Below are 14,389 nucleotides of genomic sequence, written 5' to 3'. Positions count from 1 at the left end.
TAAAAGTCTACCGGCTCAGGTGTCGCCCTCGAACAGGCTGGTGACCGACCCGTCGGTGAACACCTCGGTGATCGCGCGCGCGATCAGCGGGGCGATCGACAGAACCGTGAGCTTGTCGAACCTGTTGGCCTGGGACAGCGGCAGGGTGTTGGTGACGATGACCTCGGAGATCCGGGAGTTCTTCAGCCGGTCGACCGCGGGATCGGAGAACACCGCGTGGGTGGCGGCGGTGATCACGTTGGTGGCGCCCTGCTCGTAGAGGGCGTCGGCGGCCTTGCAGATGGTGCCCGCGGTGTCGATCATGTCGTCGATCAGCACGCAGGTGCGCCCTCGTACCTTGCCGACGACCTCGTTGACCTTCACCGAGTTGGCCACGTCGAGGTCGCGGCGCTTGTGTATGAAGGCCAGCGGCGTGCCGAGCGTGTCGGCCCAGCGCTCCGACAGCCGGACCCGGCCGGTGTCGGGCGAGACGATCGTGGTGTTGGCCAGGTCGAGCCGGTTCTTCAGGTAGCTCTCCAGCACCGGCATGGCGAACAGGTGGTCGACCGGGCCGTCGAAGAAGCCCTGGATCTGCGAGGTGTGCAGGTCTATCGACATGAGCCGGTCGGCGCCCGCGGTCTTGAACAGGTCGGCCATCAACCTGGCCGTGATCGGCTCGCGGCCGCGGCTCTTCTTGTCCTGCCTGGCGTAGCCGAAGAACGGCATGACCACGGTGATGCGCTTGGCGGAGGCCCGCTTCAGCGCGTCGACCATGATGAGCTGCTCCATGATCCACTGGTTGATGGGCCCGGTGTGGCTCTGGATCACGAAGGCGTCGCAGCCACGGACGGATTCGAGGTAGCGGGCGTAGATCTCGCCGTTGGCGAAGTCGATCAGCTTGGTGGGCGTGAGGGAGACGCCGACGTGCTCGGCGACCTCCTCGGCCAGCTCCGGGTAGGCCCGGCCGGAGAAGAGCATGAGGTTCTTCTCGCCTGGCTGCTTGATGCTGGTCATGAGATCTCCTTCGCCGGTCTCGTGACCACGGTGCGGTTGTTACTGATGACCTCGGCCAGCTCGGTCATTTGCCACTCTCCTGCTGTTCTTGCGCGGCCAGCGCCTTTTCGGCCGCCGCAGCCGATTTCGTGCCCGCGCGCCGGCGCAAGACCCATTTCTCGATGTTGCGCTGTCGCGCCCTGGCCACGCCGATCGCGCCCGGAGGGACGTCGCCGTCGATGACCGAACCGGCCGCGGTGTACGCGCCGTCGCCCACGGTCACGGGGGCGACGAGCATGGAGTCGCAGCCGACGAACGCGCCGTCGCCCACTGTGCTGCGGTGTTTGTTGACGCCGTCGTAGTTGACGAAGATCACGGCCGCGCCGATGTTGGCGTCCTGGCCGATCGTGGCGTCGCCCGCGTACGACAGGTGCGGCACCTTCGACCGGTCGCCGACCTGGGTGTTCTTCATCTCGACGAACGTGCCCGCCTTGGACTTGTGCCCGAGCACGGTGCCGGGGCGCAGGTAGGCGTAGGGGCCGACGCTCGCCTCCGGGCCGACCACGGCGTGGTCGCAGACCGCGTTGCGCACGACCGCGCCCGCGCCGACCCTGGTGTCGGTGAGCGTGGAGCCCGGCCCGACCTCCGCTCCGGCCTCGATGACGGTGTGGCCGTGCAGCTGCGTGCCGGGGTGGACGACCGCGTCGGGCTCGATCTCGACGCCGACGTCGATCCAGGTGCTGGCCGGGTCGATGATCGTGACTCCGGCGCGCATGTGGCCGTCGAGCAGCCGCTGGTTGAGCACCTTGCGGGCGAAGGCCAGTTGCACCCGGTCGTTGACGCCCTCTACCTCGGTGAAGTCGGCGGCGATGTGCGCTCCCACCCGGTGTCCGTCCTCCCGCAGGATGGCCAGCACGTCGGTGAGGTATTCCTCGCCCTGCGAGTTGTCGGTCGAGACCCGCTTGACGGCGTCGGCGAGCAGCAGCCCGTCGAAGGCGTAGATGCCGGAGTTCATCTCCGTGATGGCGCGCTGCTCCGGAGTGGCGTCCTTCTCCTCCACGATCTCCAGGACGGCGCCGCCGGAGTCGCGGATGATGCGCCCGTAGCCGGTCGGGTCGGGCACCTCGGCCGTCAGCACGGTGACCGCGTTGCCGTCACCCGTGTGCCGGTGGAGCAGCTCGGCGAGGGTCTCCGTACGCAGCAGCGGCGCGTCTCCGTAGGTGACGAGGACGGTGCCGGCGATCGTGCCGAGCTCTTCGAGCACGGTGCGGACGGCGTGGCCGGTGCCGCGCTGCTCACGCTGGACGACGGCGCGCGCGTCGGGGCTCGTCTCCGCCAGGTGCGCGCCGACCTGTTCGGAGGCATGGCCGATGACGACGATGAGCCGTTCGGGACCGAGGTCGCGAGCGGCGGTGAGCATGTGGTCGACCAGGGCGCGGCCGCACATCTCATGCAGGACTTTGGGGGTCTGGCTCTTCATCCGGGTGCCCTCGCCTGCGGCGAGGACGATGACTGCGGCCGGGCGCGGCACACTCACGGACTGGGGCTCCCTGTGGCTGGGCGGTTCGGGGCGGCAGCTGTCGCACCGCCACCCTCCCGACACCGTGAGGATACCCAACCGACACTCGCGCGCTAGCGGCGGGGAGTGCCTCCAAGCTCCCGGAAGAGGACTCGAACCCCTACAAAGTGGACCAAAACCACTTGTCCTGCCGATTAGACGATCCGGGACTAAATCGGACACCTGAGCGTCCGACGCACTCCTACGATACCGATCCCTGGCCCACGCGCGCGCCACATAACAGACCGCCCGAAAAGCCACAAGGTACAGAAGCTACTCCTCTCATGGGACAGAAGTCGCCTTCGCCACACTCGCCGCTTAGGTCTTACTAACTTACGATGGCGTAGGTTACGGTGGCGTAGCCAGGACATTCATCCTCATACATGTCGTGAGAGGTAGCCCATGACCGTTATCGCCGAGCGCACCTCCCCAGGACCGAAGCCCGACGTCGAGCCCGAGCCCCGGACCAAGGCCGAACTCGTCACCTTCGCCCTCGTGGTGGGGCTCCCCCTCATCGCGATCATGGCCGCGGTGCCGTTCGCGTGGGGATGGGGTCTCGGCTGGAGCGACATCGTCATCGCGTTTGTCTTCTATGTGGTGAGCGGGCTCGGCGTGACCGTCGGCCTGCACCGCTTCTTCACGCACGGCTCGTTCAAGGCCAAGCGGCCCCTGAAGATCGCGCTGGGCATCGCGGGCAGCCTCTCGCTGGAGATGTCCGTGCTCGACTGGGTGGCCACGCACCGCAAGCACCACAAGTTCTCCGACAAGGAGGGCGACCCGCACTCGCCGTGGCGCTTCGGGCCCGGCTTCAAGTCGCTGTCCAAGGGCCTGCTGTACGCGCACATGGGCTGGATGTTCGACGCCGACCGCACCAACCGCGAGAAGTACGCCCCCGACCTGGTCAAGGACGACGACGTCGTCAAGCTGCACAAGTGGTTCGGCCCGCTGGCCCTCACCTCGGTCCTGCTGCCCGGCATCCTCGGCGGCCTGGTCACCTGGTCCTGGCAGGGCGCGCTGACCGCGCTGTTCTGGGGCTCGCTGGTCCGCATCGGCCTGCTGCACCACGTGACCTGGTCGATCAACTCGATCTGCCACGTGTTCGGCGAGGAGGACTTCCAGGTCCGCGACAAGTCGCGCAACGTGTGGTGGCTGGCCATCCCCTCCTTCGGCGAGTCGTGGCACAACCTGCACCACTCCGACCCCACCTGCGCCAGGCACGGTGCGCTGAAGGGTCAGATCGACCTCAGCGCCGGCCTCATCAGGATCTTCGAGCGGCTCGGCTGGGTCCACGACGTGCGCTGGCCGACCCCAGAACGCCTGGCGGCGAAGCGCATTGGCTGATACCGGCTCCTTGATGACCGGTCCGTTGATGACGGGCTCTTCTTCGAGCACCGCCATTATGGAAACCGTGACCGAACCCAGATCTCGCAGGCGGATGACCGGCAGAGAGCGAAGAGAGCAGCTGATCCAGATCAGCCGCACCCTCTTCGCCGAGAAGGGGTTCGACGGGACCTCCATCGAGGAGATAGCGGCAACGGCCCAGGTCTCGAAGCCGGTGGTCTACGAACACTTCGGCGGCAAGGAGGGCGTCTACGCGGTCGTGGTCGACCGGGAGATGCAGAAGCTGCTCAGCATGATCACCGAGGCGCTCTCCGCCTCCCACTCGCTGATCAAGCTGGAGCGGGCGGCCCTGGCGCTGCTCCACTACATCGAGGAGAGCAGCGAGGGCTTCCGCATCCTGGTGCGCGACTCGCACGCCGCCTCGGGCACGGGCACGTTCGCGAGCCTGATCAGCGAGATCGCCAGCCAGGTCGAGGACGTACTCGCCGACGAGTTCGTCTCCCGCGGCTACGACCCCAAACTGGCGCCGATGTACGCGCAGATGCTCGTCGGCATGGTGGCCCTGACCGGCCAGTGGTGGCTCGACGTACGCAAGCCGGGCCGCGAGGAGGTCGCCGCCCACGTGGTGAACCTGGCCTGGAACGGCCTGACCGGGCTCAACCCGCAGCCGGCCATCACGGCGACCGGCCGCGCCCACTCCGTCGCCGCCGTGCCGCGCGCCAGCGAGAAGGAGCTGCGCGAGCTGGAGAAGGCCCGCGACAAGGAGTTCAAGGAGGCCGAGAAGGCCCGCCAGCGGGAGCTCAAAGAGGCGGAGAAGGCCAGGGTCCGCGAGCTGAAGGAGCGCGAGCGGCTGCTGAAGGAGGCCGAGAAGGCCCGTGAGCGCGAGGAGAAACTGCGCCAGCGGGAGGCCCGGCTGGTCGAACGCGCGGCTCGGTTGGAGCAACCTGACCAGGTGGAATAACCCGTTGCCGCTTAGTTCACGTTCTGTTCAACCAAATGGGGCATATTTCTCATATGTCCGCGGAACCGCTGCATCCCGAGAGTGACCTTCCCCTGCCGCAGGAGAGGTTCCTCAACCGTGAGGAGAGCTGGCTACAGTTCAACGAACGCGTGCTCGAACTGGCCGAAGACTCCTCTCTCCCTCTCCTCGAACGGGTGCGCTTCCTGGCCATCTTCGCCAGCAACCTGGATGAGTTCTTCCGGGTACGCGTGGCCGGGCTGAAACGGCGGATGGCCACCGGACTGCTGCTCAGGACGAAGAGCGGGCTGAAGCCGCGCGAGGAGCTGGCCCGGATCGCCGCGATCTCCGACACGCTGGCCAAGCGGCACGCGGCCGTCTTCCACGAGCAGGTCTGCCCGCAGCTGGCCACCGAGGGCATCGAGATCGTCAGATGGGACGACCTGGGCCGCGAGGAACGTACGGAGCTGCGCAAGCTGTTCAGGGAGCGGATCCGGCCGGTGCTGACGCCGCTGGCCGTCGACCCCGCCCACCCATTTCCGTATATTTCGGGACTCAGCCTGAATCTGGCGGTCCTGGTGCGGAATCCGGTGGACGATCACACCGTGTTCGCCCGGGTCAAGGTGCCTTCGCAGCTGCCGAGGTTCGTCACCGCCTCCAAGGACAGATTCGTCCCGATGGAGGATGTCATCGCGGCCCATCTGGGCCAGCTGTTCAAGGGCATGGAGATCGTCCAGCACCACGCCTTCAGGGTGACCCGCAACGAGGACCTCGACGTGGACGAGGACATCACCGAGAACCTCATGCAGGCGCTGGAGCGGGAGCTGAAGAACCGCCGCTTCGGCCCGGCCGTGCGACTGGAGGTCGAGGACACCATCACGCCCGAGGTGCTCGACCTGCTCGTCGAGGAGCTCGAAGTCGCGCCGCACGAGATCTACCGGCTCGCCGGGCCGCTCGACCTGACCGGGCTGCACGCCCTGGCCGACCTGGACCGGGCCGAGCTGAGCTACCGGCCGTTCGTCCCCGCCGAGGCCGTGCTGGCCGACGACGACATCTTCGCCGCGCTGCGCGAGCGGGACGTGCTTCTGCACCACCCGTACGACTCCTTCGCCACCAGCGTGCAGCGCTTCATCGAGGCGGCGGCCGAGGACCCGAACGTCCTGGCGATCAAGCAGACGCTCTACCGGACCAGCGGCGAGTCCCCGATCGTCGACGCGCTGATCGACGCGGCCGAGTCGGGCAAGCAGGTCGTCGTGGTGGTGGAGATCAAGGCCCGCTTCGACGAGCACGCCAATATCGAGTGGGCGCGCAAGCTGGAGAAGGCCGGTTGCCACGTCGTCTATGGCGTGGTCGGGCTCAAGACCCACTGCAAGCTGGCCCTGGTCGTCCGGCAGGAGCCGTCCGGCGAGCTGCGCCGCTACTGCCACATCGGAACGGGCAACTACAACCCCAAGACGGCCAGGCACTACGAGGACATCGGCCTGCTCACCGCGGACCCGCTGGTCGGCGAGGACATCACGGACCTGTTCATCCACCTGACCGGCTACTCCAACCACTCGGCCTACCGCAGGCTGCTCGTCGCCCCGCACTCGCTGCGCGGCGGCCTGATGGCCAGGATCGAGCGGGAGATCGCGCACCAGGAGGCGGGCCGTCCCGCGCGCATCAGGATCAAGACGAACTCCCTGGTGGACGAGCCGCTCATCGACGCCCTCTACCGGGCGTCCCGAGCCGGTGTGCAGGTGGATCTGTGGGTGCGGGGTATCTGCACCCTCCGCCCTGGTATCCCGGACCTGTCGGAGAACATCCGCGTACGGTCGGTGCTGGGGCGTTTCCTGGAGCACTCCCGCATCTACGAGTTCGGGCTGGGCCGGCGGCCCGAGGTGTGGATCGGCAGCGCCGACCTGATGCGCCGCAACCTGGAACGCCGGGTCGAGGCCCTGGTCAAGGTGACCAGCCAGCAGCACCGGGCGTACCTCATCGACCTGATGGACCGCGCCACCGCCGACACGACGAGCGCGTGGCTGCTGAACTCCGACGGCACCTGGGTGCGACATCCGGGCGAGGACCTGCAGAGCATTCTGATCGGCACCCGCCGCTGGAGGAGCGTTGATGACTGACCCGCTCCACGCGGCCGGAGCCGTGGTGTGGCGCGGTGACGAGCGCCACCCCGAGGTGGCCGTCATCCACCGCCCGGCCTACGACGACTGGACCTTTCCCAAGGGCAAGCTGAAGCAGGGCGAGCACGTGATCGTCGCCGCGCTGCGGGAGGTGCGCGAGGAGACCGGCCTGGTCACGACGCTCGGCCGCGCCCTGCCGCCCGTCCACTACCTGATCACGGACCGGCTCAAGCGGGTCGACTACTGGGCGGCCCAGGCCACGGACGAGAGCGTGGCGTTCGCCCCCGGCGACGAGGTGGACGAGCTGCGCTGGCTGCCGCTCGACCGCGCCCGCGAGCTGCTGACCTGGGAATGGGACGCAGGGCTGCTGCACTCGCTGGAGGCGGCGCCGCTCACCACCGTCCCTCTTGTCCTGGTACGGCATGGCTCCGCGGGCTCCAGGCAGGCGTGGAAGGGTGATGACGCCCTGCGCCCCCTCGACACGGACGGCCGGGCCCAGGCGGAGACCATCGCCCGGGTGCTGCCCGCCTACCGTCCCGAGATCCTGGTCAGCTCGCCCAGCCTCAGATGCGTACAGACGCTCCAGCCGTACGGCGGCGACATCAGGACCGAGCCGCTGCTCAGCGAGGAAGACCAGGACTCGGACAAGACGCCCGCGCTGGTCAGGGAGCTCAGGACGGCGGCGGCCGTGTCCAGCCACGGCAAGGTGCTGCCCGAACTGATCCACTCGCTCAGCGGCAAGGACGTGCAGCTGCGCAAGGGGGCGTTCGCCGTCCTGCACCGGCTGGGCGAGCGGGTCGTCAGCGTGGAGCGTTACACCACCTGAGGGTCACCCGGTTCACTGTGTCGCATTACGCGACCTGAGGGTCACCACGTTACGGGGAGTTCGGCGACGCCTTCGGTGATCCGGCCCTCGTTGCGCCGGAGCTGATCGAACGGCACGGCCACCCGCAGGTCGGGGAAGCGCTGGTAGAGCCGGCTGAACACCCCTTCGAGCTCGACCCTGGCCAGGCTGGCGCCGATGCAGTAGCGCGGGCCGTACCCGAAGCTCAGGTGCGGGTCCGCGGACTTCCGGCCCACGTCGAAGGTGTCGGGGTCGGGGTAGATCCGCTCGTCCCTGTTGGCGGCGCCCGGCATGATCAGCACGGCCTCGCCCCGGCGGATCGTGACCTCGCCGATCTCGATGTCGCCGTGGGCGTAGCGGGGCAGGCCGTGCAGGCTGGGCGAGGCCATGCGCAGGATCTCCTCGACGGCGGCGGGCGCCCGTCCGGGATCGGCCTTGAGCAGCGCGAGCTGGTCGGGGTTGGCCTCCAGGAACAGCACGCCGTAGTCGATGCGGTTCACGGTGGTCTCGTGCCCGGCGAACAGCAGCCCGCCGGCCAGCTGCGCCACCCTGCCGTCGTCGTCCAGCACCCCGGCCAGGTCCGACAGGACGTCCTCGCCGGGCTCGTGCCGCTTGCGCTCGATGAGCCCGGCCATGTACGCGCCCAGCTCCTCGCGCGCCGCCATGCCCTTGGCCTCGTCCGCGACGTCGCCCATCCGGCTGGAGACGCCGCTGAAGTAGTCCCGGTCCTCGAAGGGGACGCCGAGCAGCTGGCAGATGACCAGCACGGGCAGCGGGAAGGACAACTCGGCGTGCAGGTCGGCGGGCGGCGTGAGAGTGGCTATGTGGTCCAGCCGCTCGTCCACCAGGGTGCCCACGTGGTCGCTGAGGGCCTTCATCCGGCGGGCGGAGAACGAGGGCATGAACAGCCGGCGCATCCGCTCGTTGTCGGCCTTCTCGGTCGCGCTCTCGCCCTGTGGCCCGCCGAGCAGCGCGGAGCCGGAGACGCGGGCGGCCTTCTCCGGCTCGGGGTGCGAGCGTCCGAGCCGGGGGTCGGCGAACAGCTTGCGGGCGTCCTCGTAGCCGCTGACCAGCCAGATCTCGTCACCCACCCGGGTGCGTACCCTGGTGATGCCCTTCTCGGCCCGCAGCTCCCGATAGGCCGCGGGGACCTCCAGGGCGTCCTGTCGTTCGAAAGGTATGACTGGTAAGTCACTCATAGTAGTTTCCTAATGGCTCGCGCCGTCTCGGCCCAGACCTTGGGGAAGTCCGCGTGCGCTCGCTCCGCCGTACCGCGTTCGAGGCCGATGAGCAGGCCGTAGGTGAAGGTGTCCTCACCCGCCTGTCGCGCGGCCTCCGCCTCCTTGGCCAGCGTCTCCTGCGCCACCACGCCGTCCTGATGGGTGCCGAGCACCTCCTGTACGGCCGCGGCGTGCTTGGCCAGCTTGACCATGCTCTTGCCGAGCGTGGGCTGGAGGGCCTCGGCGGTGTAGCGGGCCCGTTTGGCCGCCTTGCGGACGTCGTGCATGGCAAGCTCGCGGCGTTCGAGGTCCGAGATCGCCTGGGCGGTGTCGTAGATCTTGGCCACCCGGTCCCAGTTCTCGGCGGCCACGTCACTGAGCTTGTCGTGCGCCGGCTCCGCCGCGGCCTTGGTCAGCTTCGGGGCGGCCGTCAACGCGTCGAGGGCGTCGAGCAGCGCGTAGTAGCGCTCGCCGCTGAGCGTGTCCTTGATGCGCTCGTACGCCTCCAGCTCGCGGGCGTGCAGGTCGTCGCCGAGCCTGGCCAGGATGCGGCCGGTGACCAGCTCGGGGGCCAGCGCCGCCAGCTCGCGGGCGAACCTGGCCCTGATCACCTCCAGGTCACGCGCCTCGCCGAGCACCGTGGCCAGCCAGCGCAGCTCGTCCTGGACCCGCTTCGTGCCGGTGATGATGCCGCCGAACGCCCTGAGCGCGCTCCGCAGCCTGCGGGAGGCGACGCGCATCTGGTGGACGGCGTCATGTTCCGCTCGCCGTACTCGGGGATCTTGTGAGAGGAGGGCCGTCACCTGGCCCGCCAGGTAGTCCATGACGGTCTGGCCGGCCGAGCCGTCCTTCGTGGGGGCATGGGCGACAGGTGGTGGTTCGAGGAGTCTGGCGAGCTTGCTGGCCGACTCCGACGGGGTGGCGCCGGCCTTCCTGAGCCGTTTGCCGACCTTGGCGAGCAGGGCCTGGTCGCCTTCCAGCAGTTCCGCCTCGACCTCGTGCCACCGTACGACCCGCGGCCCGCTTTCCGGGCCTCCGTCTGCTTTGCCCGTTTTGCCGTCGAAGACCGTGCCCTTGACGCGGTCGTCGGCGATCTCGACGAGCCCGGTCGGGCCGTCGTGCAGCAGCGTCACGGTCCGGCGGGTGTCGAGCTCGGCCACCACCTGGAGCTCCGCGCCGCGGGTGTAGGCGCGGACGAGCTCGGTCAGCTCGGCGGGCACTATCTTCGTGCTCCGGGTGAGCGGGTGGGTGATCTCCTGGCGTACGCCCTTGGCCTTGGGCAGCTTCAGATGCCAGCCGGCGTCGTCACCGCCGCGTCTTCGCCGGAGCGTGATGCCCCGGGTGGCAAGCCGCAGATCGGGCGTGTCGTAGTAGAGCGCCACGAGCTGGTAACTCTTCGGGCCCGAGATCTCTGCCAGCTTGCTCAGGTCGGGTATCTCGTAGTCGGAGGGGACGTCGAACTTGTCCTCGATTTCGATGCCCACAGCACCTCACAGCCTTGGCCGATTTGGACAATCATGCCACCGCTGGACGAACTTCACACGCCTTGGAGGAGCTCGATTCGGTTCCCCACCGGGTCCATGAGGTAGATCCGGCGGTAGCCGGGGAGCAGGTCGTCGGGTGGTTCTGTGCTGAAGGCGCCGAGGTCGTCCACCAGGAACGCCGGGTGCGCCTTCCTGGCGGGCCGGAAGTCGTCCTCGATGCCGAGATGCACCTCAACCCCTCGGCCACGAAACCAGACCCCGCCGCGTTTGTCCAGCTCAGACGGTTTTGGCACCTCCTGGAGCCCGAGGACTCCGCCGTAGAACTCCCTCAGCAGCGGCTCGCTCCCCGCGGGCGCGGCGAGCTGGACGTGGTGCAGGCCGGTGATCATTTCTGCGCCACCACGAAGACGCGCCGGAACGGGAACGGCGTCCCGTACGGCCTGGCCGGATAGACCTCGTCGAGCCGCTGCCCCAGCTCGGCGGTGAACTTCTTCTGCTCGTCGGGGTCCAGCCGGTCGAAGACCGGGCGCAGGGCCGTGCCGGAGATCCAGTTCAGCACCGCGTTGTCGCCGTTGTCGCTCTGGAGGAGGTGGACGTACGTCGTCTCCCAGGCGTCGACCCGGCAGCCGCTCAGGAAGTCGACGTAGTCGATGGGGTCGTCCACCGGGCGGCCCCGGTTGAGGTCGCCGAGCCGATCGGACCACTCGGGCGCGGCGCAGAGCTCGCGGATCGCCACGTGGCTGGGGGCGTCGAAGTTGCCGGGCACTTGGAAGGCCAGCCAGCCGCCGGGGCTCAGCGCGTCGACCCAGTGCTCCAGCACGTCGCGGTGCGTCGGCACCCATTGCAGGACGGCGTTGGAGACCAGCACGTCCACCGGCCGGTCGGGCCGCCACGTCGTGACATCGGAGACCCAGAACCGCTGCCGCTGGTGCCGGCGCGCCTCGGTGATCATGGCTGGGGAGGCGTCGAAGCCCTCCACGGTAGCCTGGGGCCAGCGGCGGGCGAGTTCGAGGGTGAGTTCGCCGGTGCCGCAGCCGGCGTCCACGACATAATCAGGGTTGTCGGCACCGATTCTGGCGGTCAGCTCGAAGAACGGGCGTGCTCGCTCGTCGGTGTACCTGGCGTATATGGTGGGATCCCAGATATCTCTCGACATAGAGATAATTGATATCGAGATATGTATCTCGATGTCAAGACAGTACACTCTGACCATGACGCAGGATGCGCTCCCCCCGACCTGGCGATCTCGTGGCGAGGCGGTGGCATGAACCAGGAGCCGCAGGACGAGGTCGACCGGCTGGTGGCGGCCTGGCGGTCAGAGCGTCCGGATCTCGACGTCGAGCCCCTTCAGGTGCTGTCGCGGGTGTCGCGGCTGGCCAAGCATCTCGACCGGGCCAGGCGGGCGGCGTTCGCCGAGCACGCTCTGGAGCCCTGGGAGTTCGACGTGCTGACGGCGCTGCGGCGCGCGGGCAAGCCGTACGAGCTGAGCCCCGGAGCCCTGATCCGGGCCACCCTGGTCACGTCGGGCACGATGACGAACCGCATCGACCGGCTCGCCCAGGCGGGCCTGGTGCGGCGCCGGCCGGATCCGGAGGATCGGCGAGGGGTGCTGGTGTCGCTGACGGACAGCGGGCTGGCGCGGGTGGACGCGGCGTTCGCCGGGCTGTTGCGGCGCGAGCACGATCTCCTCGCCGGCCTGCCCCTGACCGACCAACGCACCCTCTCCGCCCTGCTCCGCACCCTCCTCGCCCCGTTCGACTCCTGACCGCTCGATTCCTGACCGCTCGATTCCTGACGCCGCGTTGCGTTCGAGGCTGCTTTTGACAACCTCTTTTCTTGTACGGCTTCGCATGGGTTGCCCGCCCCGCCGTCGTGAGCGGGCGACCATCAAGCGCCGGTCGTGAAGGCTCACGGACTGCTCGCCGTAACGACTCGTCCTTGGCCGCCTTCTTCGGATCGTCCTTGACCGCCTTCTTCGGATCGTCCTTGACCGCTTTCTGCGTCAGGCGGTCAGTCGCCCAGGCGGTCGGCGAGTTCGAGCCACTCGGCCTCGACCGTGTCCTTCTGGTCGAGGATGTCCCTGAGCTGGGTGTCCAGGGAGCCCAGTTTGGCGTAGTCGCTGGCCGCGTCCGCCATTGCCGCGTGCAGCTTGGCCTCCTGGTCGCCCAGCCGGTCGAGCTGGCGTTCGAGGCGGTTGAGCTCCTTGCGCAGCTCGCGTTCTTCCTTGGCCGACATGCCCTCCTGAGGGGCTGCTGGCTGGATCGGTGTGGCAGCCGACGACTGGGGTGAGCTCGTTCGGGCGGTCAGGGCGGTGCCTTGAGCCCGGCGGGACAGGTATTCGTCCACGCCTCCCGGAAGGAAGGAGAGCTTGCCGTTGCCCAGGAGCGCTACACACTTGTCCGTGACGCGCTCAAGGAAGTAGCGGTCATGGCTCACCAGGATGAGGGTGCCGGGCCAGCCGTCGAGGAGGTCTTCGAGCTCGTTCAGCGTCTCAATGTCGAGATCGTTGGTCGGCTCGTCGAGCAGCAGCACGTTGGGGTCGTCCATGAGGAGCCTGAGCAGTTGCAGCCGCCGCCGCTCGCCACCCGACAGGTCGCCGACGACCTTCCACTGCGCCTCGCCCTTGAAGCCCAGGCGCTCGAGCAGTTGGGAGGCGGACCACTCCTTCTTGCCGACCTGGATGTACTTGCGGATCTCCTCGACCGTCTCCAGCACCCGGCGGGTGGGGTCGAGCTCGGCCAGCTCCTGCGACAGATGCGCCAGGCGTACCGTCTTGCCCCTGATCATCCGCCCCGAGTCCTGCTGGACCGAGTCGGCGAGCAGCCGGAGCACGGACGACTTGCCGGAGCCGTTGACGCCGATCAGCCCGACCCGGTCGCCCGGCCCGAACTGCCAGGTGCAGTCGTCGAGCACCAGCGGCCCGCTGCCGGGACCACCGGCGTGCAGGGTGACGTCTTCGAGGTCGTAGACGGTCTTGCCGAGCCGGACCGCCGCGAACCTCAGCAGCTCCACACTCTCCCGTGCCGGCGGCTCGTCGGCGATCAGCGCCTGCGCGGCCTCCACCCGGAACTTCGGCTTCGACGTGCGGGCGGGCGGGCCGCGCCGCAGCCAGGCGATCTCCTTGCGCATCAGGTTTTGCCGGCGTTCCTCGGCGGCCTGGGCGATGCGCGCCCGCTCCGCCTTCGCGAGCACGTAAGCGGCGTAACCGCCCTCATATCGCTCGACCCGACCGTCCACGACCTCCCAGGTCCTGGTGGAGACCGCGTCGAGGAACCACCGGTCGTGCGTCACGACCACCAGCGCGCTCTTGCGTCCGGCCAGATGACCGGCCAGCCAGGCGATGGCCTCGATGTCGAGATGGTTCGTGGGCTCGTCGAGCATGATCAGGTCGTGCTCATCGATGAGCAGCTGGGCCAGCGCGGTGCGCCGCCGCTCGCCACCGGACAGATCCCCCGCCTTGGCGTCGAGATCGAGATCGCCGATGAGGTTGCCGAGAATCTCGCGGACGCTCTGATCCCCCGCCCACTCGTGCTCAGCCTTCTCACCCAGCACGATCTCCCGGATGGGCATCGCCGGATCGAGCGCGTCATGCTGCGACAGCACGCCCACCCGCAGCCCTCGGGTATGGGTGACCCGGCCGCTGTCCGGGCGTACGTCGGCCGCGATCACCGACAGCAACGTGGTCTTGCCGCCGCCGTTACGTCCGACGACACCTATGCGCTCGCCGACCTCGACCCCGAGGGAGACGTCGTTGAGCAGCGGTTTGGGCCCGTAGGCATGGGAAACAGACTCGAGATTTACCAGATTCATGGCCCTACCAGGGTATCGGCCTCAAAGGCGCTGTGGTGACGGCACCAGGCCGGCCGGCACGCCCATCTCCGTCTTGGGAACTCGG

General features: G+C 68.5%; 12 protein-coding genes and 1 tRNA gene. 5 read left to right on the top strand and 8 right to left on the bottom strand.

Features of this window, described 5'->3' with window-relative positions:
* Positions 1–15: 15 nt before the first annotated feature.
* The 3 genes from ACQP2T_RS07860 to ACQP2T_RS07850 form a co-directional block, all read right to left on the bottom strand.
* Entirely contained in the window at positions 16–993 is a 978-nt protein-coding gene (locus ACQP2T_RS07860; RefSeq protein WP_357943919.1) for a ribose-phosphate diphosphokinase, read from the bottom strand.
* A 64-nt stretch (positions 994–1,057) separates the two neighbouring features.
* Positions 1,058–2,509, bottom strand: coding sequence for a bifunctional UDP-N-acetylglucosamine diphosphorylase/glucosamine-1-phosphate N-acetyltransferase GlmU (gene glmU, locus ACQP2T_RS07855; protein WP_433515531.1), 1,452 nt, complete (start codon positions 2,507–2,509; stop codon positions 1,058–1,060).
* Between the two features lie 119 nt (positions 2,510–2,628).
* A tRNA-Gln gene (locus ACQP2T_RS07850) sits at positions 2,629–2,700 on the bottom strand.
* A 232-nt stretch (positions 2,701–2,932) separates the two neighbouring features.
* Here ACQP2T_RS07850 and ACQP2T_RS07845 point away from each other — a divergent pair.
* From ACQP2T_RS07845 to ACQP2T_RS07830, 4 genes are read left to right on the top strand one after another with little or no spacing between them, the layout of a single operon-like run.
* On the top strand, positions 2,933–3,871 hold the full coding sequence (locus tag ACQP2T_RS07845) for an acyl-CoA desaturase (RefSeq protein ID WP_433515530.1): 939 nt from the start codon (positions 2,933–2,935) through the stop codon (positions 3,869–3,871).
* A gap of 58 nt (positions 3,872–3,929) precedes the next feature.
* A complete protein-coding gene (locus tag ACQP2T_RS07840; RefSeq protein WP_433515529.1) occupies positions 3,930–4,832 on the top strand; it encodes a TetR/AcrR family transcriptional regulator in 903 nt (300 codons plus the stop codon).
* Between the two features lie 53 nt (positions 4,833–4,885).
* The gene (locus ACQP2T_RS07835; protein WP_433515528.1) at positions 4,886–6,946 is read left to right on the top strand and encodes an RNA degradosome polyphosphate kinase; all 2,061 of its coding nucleotides are present in this window, start codon (positions 4,886–4,888) and stop codon (positions 6,944–6,946) included.
* On the top strand, positions 6,939–7,772 hold the full coding sequence (locus tag ACQP2T_RS07830; protein WP_433515527.1) for an NUDIX hydrolase: 834 nt from the start codon (positions 6,939–6,941) through the stop codon (positions 7,770–7,772). The genes ACQP2T_RS07835 and ACQP2T_RS07830 overlap by 8 nt, the downstream gene beginning before the upstream one ends.
* Positions 7,773–7,813: 41 nt before the next feature.
* Here ACQP2T_RS07830 and ACQP2T_RS07825 read toward each other — a convergent pair whose 3' ends face one another.
* The 4 genes from ACQP2T_RS07825 to ACQP2T_RS07810 are packed head-to-tail and all read right to left on the bottom strand — an operon-like array spanning position 7,814 to position 11,650.
* Positions 7,814–8,989, bottom strand: coding sequence for a cytochrome P450 (locus tag ACQP2T_RS07825; RefSeq protein WP_433515526.1), 1,176 nt, complete (start codon positions 8,987–8,989; stop codon positions 7,814–7,816).
* Positions 8,986–10,494 (bottom strand): CHAD domain-containing protein, encoded by a 1,509-nt coding sequence (locus tag ACQP2T_RS07820; protein WP_433515525.1) that lies wholly within the window; start codon positions 10,492–10,494, stop codon positions 8,986–8,988. The genes ACQP2T_RS07825 and ACQP2T_RS07820 overlap by 4 nt, the downstream gene beginning before the upstream one ends.
* Before the next feature lie 53 nt (positions 10,495–10,547).
* Positions 10,548–10,883 carry a glyoxalase gene (locus ACQP2T_RS07815; protein WP_363989957.1) on the bottom strand — a complete coding sequence of 112 codons (336 nt, stop codon included), beginning with the start codon at positions 10,881–10,883 and terminating at the stop codon, positions 10,548–10,550.
* Complete coding sequence (locus ACQP2T_RS07810; RefSeq protein ID WP_433515524.1) at positions 10,880–11,650, bottom strand: trans-aconitate 2-methyltransferase; 771 nt, start codon at positions 11,648–11,650, stop codon at positions 10,880–10,882. The genes ACQP2T_RS07815 and ACQP2T_RS07810 overlap by 4 nt, the downstream gene beginning before the upstream one ends.
* A gap of 108 nt (positions 11,651–11,758) precedes the next feature.
* Here ACQP2T_RS07810 and ACQP2T_RS07805 point away from each other — a divergent pair, with 108 nt between their 5' ends.
* Complete coding sequence (locus ACQP2T_RS07805) at positions 11,759–12,259, top strand: MarR family winged helix-turn-helix transcriptional regulator (RefSeq protein WP_433515523.1); 501 nt, start codon at positions 11,759–11,761, stop codon at positions 12,257–12,259.
* Positions 12,260–12,504: 245 nt separating this feature from the next.
* Here the strand turns inward: ACQP2T_RS07805 and ACQP2T_RS07800 are convergent, their stop codons facing one another.
* Positions 12,505–14,304 (bottom strand): ABC-F family ATP-binding cassette domain-containing protein, encoded by a 1,800-nt coding sequence (locus tag ACQP2T_RS07800; RefSeq protein WP_433515522.1) that lies wholly within the window; start codon positions 14,302–14,304, stop codon positions 12,505–12,507.
* Between the last annotated feature and the right edge of the window lie 85 nt (positions 14,305–14,389).

Source organism: Nonomuraea sp. CA-143628 (genome assembly GCF_050942315.1).
Taxonomy (GTDB): Bacteria; Actinomycetota; Actinomycetes; order Streptosporangiales; family Streptosporangiaceae; genus Nonomuraea.
This window is presented reverse-complemented; position numbering and strand designations above follow the sequence as displayed.

Bases quoted from the DNA above. Each gene is read 5' to 3' on its own strand.
- ACQP2T_RS07860 (WP_357943919.1), bottom strand. From the start codon at position 993: ATGACCAGCATCAAGCAGCCAGGCGAGAAGAACCTCATGCTCTTCTCC.
- ACQP2T_RS07845 (WP_433515530.1), top strand. From the start codon at position 2,933: ATGACCGTTATCGCCGAGCGCACCTCCCCAGGACCGAAGCCCGACGTC.
- ACQP2T_RS07840 (WP_433515529.1), top strand. From the start codon at position 3,930: ATGGAAACCGTGACCGAACCCAGATCTCGCAGGCGGATGACCGGCAGA.
- ACQP2T_RS07835 (WP_433515528.1), top strand. From the start codon at position 4,886: ATGTCCGCGGAACCGCTGCATCCCGAGAGTGACCTTCCCCTGCCGCAG.
- ACQP2T_RS07830 (WP_433515527.1), top strand. From the start codon at position 6,939: ATGACTGACCCGCTCCACGCGGCCGGAGCCGTGGTGTGGCGCGGTGAC.
- ACQP2T_RS07825 (WP_433515526.1), bottom strand. From the start codon at position 8,989: ATGAGTGACTTACCAGTCATACCTTTCGAACGACAGGACGCCCTGGAG.
- ACQP2T_RS07815 (WP_363989957.1), bottom strand. From the start codon at position 10,883: ATGATCACCGGCCTGCACCACGTCCAGCTCGCCGCGCCCGCGGGGAGC.
- ACQP2T_RS07810 (WP_433515524.1), bottom strand. From the start codon at position 11,650: ATGTCGAGAGATATCTGGGATCCCACCATATACGCCAGGTACACCGAC.
- ACQP2T_RS07805 (WP_433515523.1), top strand. From the start codon at position 11,759: ATGAACCAGGAGCCGCAGGACGAGGTCGACCGGCTGGTGGCGGCCTGG.
- ACQP2T_RS07800 (WP_433515522.1), bottom strand. From the start codon at position 14,304: ATGAATCTGGTAAATCTCGAGTCTGTTTCCCATGCCTACGGGCCCAAA.